The 5,284-nt window shown below is 47.5% G+C and carries 2 protein-coding genes; both read right to left on the bottom strand.

The window, feature by feature from the left end; all coding sequences use genetic code 11:
* On the bottom strand, positions 1-2,793 hold a 2,793-nt coding region (locus tag QUA27_RS26910; RefSeq protein WP_333072066.1), incomplete at its 3' end, for a two-partner secretion domain-containing protein.
* Positions 2,794-2,858: 65 nt separating this feature from the next.
* Positions 2,859-5,284: beta strand repeat-containing protein (locus QUA27_RS26915; RefSeq protein WP_333072069.1), on the bottom strand; the 2,426-nt coding region annotated here is incomplete at its 5' end.

The following is a 5,284-nucleotide window of genomic DNA, read 5'->3' on the forward strand; positions in this document are numbered from 1 at the left end:
TACCCAACCTTGAGCGGGAATAATTTCTGTTGGCGGAATTTCTATGGATACTCTTTCGCCTTCTACTTGCTGACTTTGACCTACCGCTGGTTCTACCCAAGGGAACGGCGCTGCAGCGCTGCTGAGGGCATCATTAGGACTTGGTGGCACTCCTCCTTTCCCAGTAGCGGTAAACTCGCTCTCGGCCCCTCGGATGCAGGGATTTGCAGCAATTAACGCAGCCGGATTGACCACATTTTGCGGCAGTTCCACTAAACCTTGAGCGGGATTCACCCCAGAAGCACTAAATGTTACAGTACCTTGCAAAGCCGGGCCGCTACTTTGGGAAATCGCCGCAATGTCGCTGGTAGGAATTAGAGAGGTAGGACTTACTTGCAACGCTGCAAATTGAGCATCAGTCAATCCTAAACTACTCCTGGCTTTTTCGCGGTTAAGGCTTGTAAAGCCAAAGATATTTGGTACATTGACCGTAACTTGTCCGCCCCTAGCTGTGCGAGCATTAGCTGTAATATCACTATTCTCTCGCGGTAAAGCTACCAAAATATCGCTATTAATTCTGATATTACCGCCCTCAGAAATACCTGCATCCGTGGTAATTCTACTGCCCCGACGCAACTGAATGTCTTGCGCTTGCAGGTTAATATTTGCCCCTGTACCAGAGACAGTCGTGCCATCAATTATGCTTTTATTATCCAGGGAAACTGAGTTAGCGACAACGTTAATATTGCCAGCCCTACCTGTTCCTGAAGATTGAACGTTAACCACTGCACTATCCCGAAGAATCAATTTATTAGCATTCAAATTCAACGAGCCTGCATTTCCGCTAGCAGTGGAATTTACAGCATTAAACGCCCTACCAACCGAGGCCTCAATTCCACTCCTCAACCCACTGTTACTCCCAATACCTTGCACTTCTAAGCGATCGGCATTAATTGTAATATCTCCTGCATCTGCTACACCCAAAGAAGCCGCAGAAATAACGCCGCCATTCTGCACAGTTAGTTTAGGTGTTGAGAGGCGGATATCTCCACCTCTACCAGAACTTGCAGTTTGAGTAACAAAAGAACTTGCTACATAGCCCGCATTCGCCAAAAATCTTGACTCGCCACTCACTTCTACAGACTCGGAGGCTCTCACAGTCAAATTTCCTCCCGTCCCCCCAGTTGTAGAAAACACGGCTGCGCCAAAAATTGCACCCGTCGTTAAACTAATTGTGGCTCCATTAGAAACACTCAACCGCTTAGTGTCGATCGTAATATCCCCACCTTTTCCATTACCATCAAAAGTATTCGTGCCGAGCCGAGTTTGCCCTAGACCTGCAGGAAGACTACCCGATAATTCCACCGATTCACTCGCTTTAATCGCGATATTCCCCGATGCTCCATCACTAAGGCTGAAGCTGGCAAACGCACCGCCATCGCCCAGTATTAACCGTTGCGCTTCAACAGAGATGTTTCCGCCTTGACCAGTGCTTTCGTTCGTTGTTCCGTTATAGAGCGTTGAACTGACGAGTTCGACGGTGTTGGCGCGGATACTCAAATTTCCGCCATTCCCAGCACCAAAGGTGGGGGCACCAGCCACTACCCCATTGCTCATCAACAGCCGTCCGGCTTCAATGTTAATATCTCCGGCTGCTCCACTGCCAATAGCGCTAGTGAACAGAACAATTTGCGAAATAAAGGGGTTGCCTGTTCCAGATGTCTGAAAATTTTCTGTAAGCTGCTGATAGCCCTCAATTCCCAACCCGATCATTTCTACTGAGTCAGTAGCGCGGATGTTGATATCGCTTCCTCTCCCCTCTCCCAGTGTGGAGGCGAAAATTTGCGACCCCCCCTCTACTCGCAAGTTTTGGGAATTGATGTCAATGCCTCTACCATTTATATTTCCGAGTGTCAGTCCATAAATTCCTGAACCGTTAAGATTAATATTTCCCCCTCGAATATCGACTTTCCCACCTCCTAATCCGCTGGTATTTATAAAAGCACCGTTCATTTCTATATTGCCGAAGTTCTGAATATTGCCATAGTTTAAATTCAGACCTAAAGCTGTTGGTTCAAATTGCACTAACCCTGGACTCTTGACGCTACCTAGAAGAATTTGTCCGGTATAAGCAGTTAGATTTCCTCCTTGCAGTTGAATGTCACCGCCAATTAATGCTAAAGTTTGACCGGGGTCTACTGCTAAACCTAGTTTTTCAAAAGCAGGAATTTCTATGGGTAGTGGCGGTAAGGCTGATGTAGGAGCCTTTGTTTGGGAAGAGTTAACAATTGTGCCGGGATTGTCTCTAAACCTTAAACCCACAGGAATATTAATCGCTAGCAATGGCACTGCATTAGAATTAGCTGCACTAAATTCAAAGCCATTATCAAAGAGAATTCCGCTACCAGTTGAACTGATAAATGAGCCTCGCAAATCTAACCGAGCATTGGGGCCAAAGACAATTCCTTTGGGATTAAGTAAAAATAAGTTGGCATTTCCTTGGACTCCCAACACACCTAAAATATTAGAAGGGTTGCCACCAGTAACGCGGGTAAAAATATTCGCAATTCCGCTGGGATTGGCAAAATATGCTCCCCGCCCTTCACGGATGTTAAATTCCTGCAAGCTGTGAAAGAGGTTAACGCCGCGAGTTGCACCGCCTTCTATTCTGTCCGAGGGTAAATTATTAATTCTGTCGGGAACTGTCCGCGAACTTTCTGCACCCAAGCTATTATCGGGGATGATTTGGGCGATCGCAGGGAAAGGAAACAGCAGTAAGAATGCAAAAAATAGGGCGGAAGATTGGCGGGGCATCTTTTAATTCCTGTTAATTTAGTATGAGGAAAATAGCGAGGGATTAGCTAAAACCTGAAGAGTACCTATTGAGGTACGCAAACACCCAGAGGTTTCGGACTGCGAAGAGATGCACCACGTGAATTATACGCTAATAGCGTCACTTGTCCTCGATCGTCCATTACCCAACCTTGAGCAGGAATAATTTCTGTTGGCCGAACTTCTATGGATGCTAGGGGACTTTCTGCTTGTGGACTCCCACCTACCGCTGGTTCCACCCAATTAAACTCGCTAGAGTTGCTGCTGAGAACATCATTAGGACTCGGTGGCACTCCTCCTTTCCCAGTAGCGGTAAACTCGCTCTCTGCCCTTCTGATGCAGGGATTTGCTGCAATTAACGCAGCCGGATTGACGACATTTTGCGGCAGTTCCACTAAACCTTGAGCAGGATTCACCCCAGAAGTGCTAAAAGTTACAGTACCTTGCAAAGCCGGGCCGCTACTTTGGGAAATCGCCGCAATATCGCTGGTAGGAACTAAAGAAGTAGGACTTACTTGCAACGCACCAAATTGAGCATCTGTTAATCCCAAACTATCTCGAACCTGTTCGCGAGTTACTGAGGTAAACCCGAAGACATTGGGGACATTAATATTAACCCGACCACCTTGAGCCGATCGCGCATTAGCAGTAATATCGCTGTTTTCTTGCGGGAGGGCGACCAGAATATCGCTTTTAATGTTGATATTGCCACCCTCAGAAATACTGGCATCAGTTGTAATTCTGCTGCCTCGGCGCAACTGGACATCCCGTGCTTCGAGGTTAATATTTGCTCCGGGACCGGATGCCGTTCTACCGTCAATGCTGCTTTGGTTGTCAAGAAAAATTGAGTCTGCTTTGACGTTAATGTTACCAGCCCGTCCCGATCCCAAAGCTTGCAGATTGAGTGTTCCTTCATTGCGAAGAATCAATTCCCCGACATTTAGATTCAACGAACCTCCGTTAGCCGTAGCATTAGGATCTATAAGCTCAGAGGCAATCCCAACGGAAGTCTGAATTTGACTGTTAAATTCACCTTGACCCCCATTCCCAATAACTTCTACACGCCCCGCATCAATCGTGATGCTTCCCGCTTCTCCTGTGCCTAAAGATGCAGTGCTAATAACTCCCCCACCCCGGAGAGTCAGTACAGGTGTAGAAATGTTGATACTCCCTCCCCGATTAGCAGTATTGACATCAGCGCAGATGAAACTGGGATTCCGGCTCCCGTTCGCCAAAACTCCAGAAATACCCTCGACTGTTACTGACTCAGTGGCCCTAACTGTCAAATTACCTGCGGACCCCCCAGTTGTATTTAACAGTTGGTTGCCCACAACTGTTCCGCTAGATAAACTAATTCCGCCTCCTTGGGAGATAATCAACCGCTTCGTGTCGATATTAATGTCCCCAGCTTCCCCATTCACACCGCTGGCAGTTGAGGCAATTAAACTTGCTACGGGACTTCCAGTGGGAGTCCGCAGCACTTCTACTGATTCATTCGCTTTAATGTTGATATTCCCCGCTCCTCCTTCACCGCGGGTGAGGCTGATCGCAGCAGCACCATCGCTTACGGTTAAACGTTTTCCCTCAAAGGTGATATTTCCTCCCCTACCCGTACTCCCCAAAAGTGGGCCGCTGTGGATTGCAGAAGCGACCATATCTAAAACCCCGGCACGGATGGTAATATTTCCGGCGTTGCCAGCACCTAACGTGGTGGTAGTCAATGCGCTTCCATTGTCCATCAGCAATCGTCCCGTGTAGATCGTGATGTTTCCGGCGGCTCCCATGCTATTAGTGCCAGTTATCAGCACAAGTTGTGGGTCAAAAGGGTCGAAAGAGCCAGATACCGTATATTTACCACCAAACACTCTATAGTTATCTAATCCAATTCCGAGCATTTCTACTGAGTCGGCAGCCCGGATATTGACAGCGCCTCCCGCACCACTTCCGGCTGTCAGCGTGGAGATTTGCGTTCCACCTTGGGCTAGTAAATTTTGAGCGTTAATGTCGATGCCCCTGCCGTCGATATTTCCCAAAGTCAGTGAATAAATTCGCCCATTATTGAGGTTGACATTTCCACCTCGAATATCAACTTTGCCGCCACCGATTCCACTGGTGTTGATCAGTGAGCCGTTGGTGATTTCAATATTGCCCAAGTTGGAAATCTTGTCATAGTTTAAACTTAATCCCAGTGGCGTTGCTCCCAATCCAACCATCCCCGGACTAGCGACGCTACCCAGCAAGATTTGTCCGGTAGATGCTGTGACACTTCCCTGATTTAATTCAATATCTCCCCCCACTAGGGCGATAGTTTGTCCGGGCCCAACGGCTAAGCCAATGTTATTGAAAATCGGCGGGATTCCCGGAGGTAATTGTGGTAAAGCCAAGGCTGGTGCTGCTGAATTGTTAATGATTTTTCCGGGATTTTCTCGAAAGTTTAAACCGATTGGTATATTGACATTTAACAGCGGTACTG

This window comes from Microcoleus harperi Pol14_C6 (assembly GCF_036701295.1).
GTDB lineage: Bacteria > Cyanobacteriota > Cyanobacteriia > Cyanobacteriales > Microcoleaceae > Microcoleus.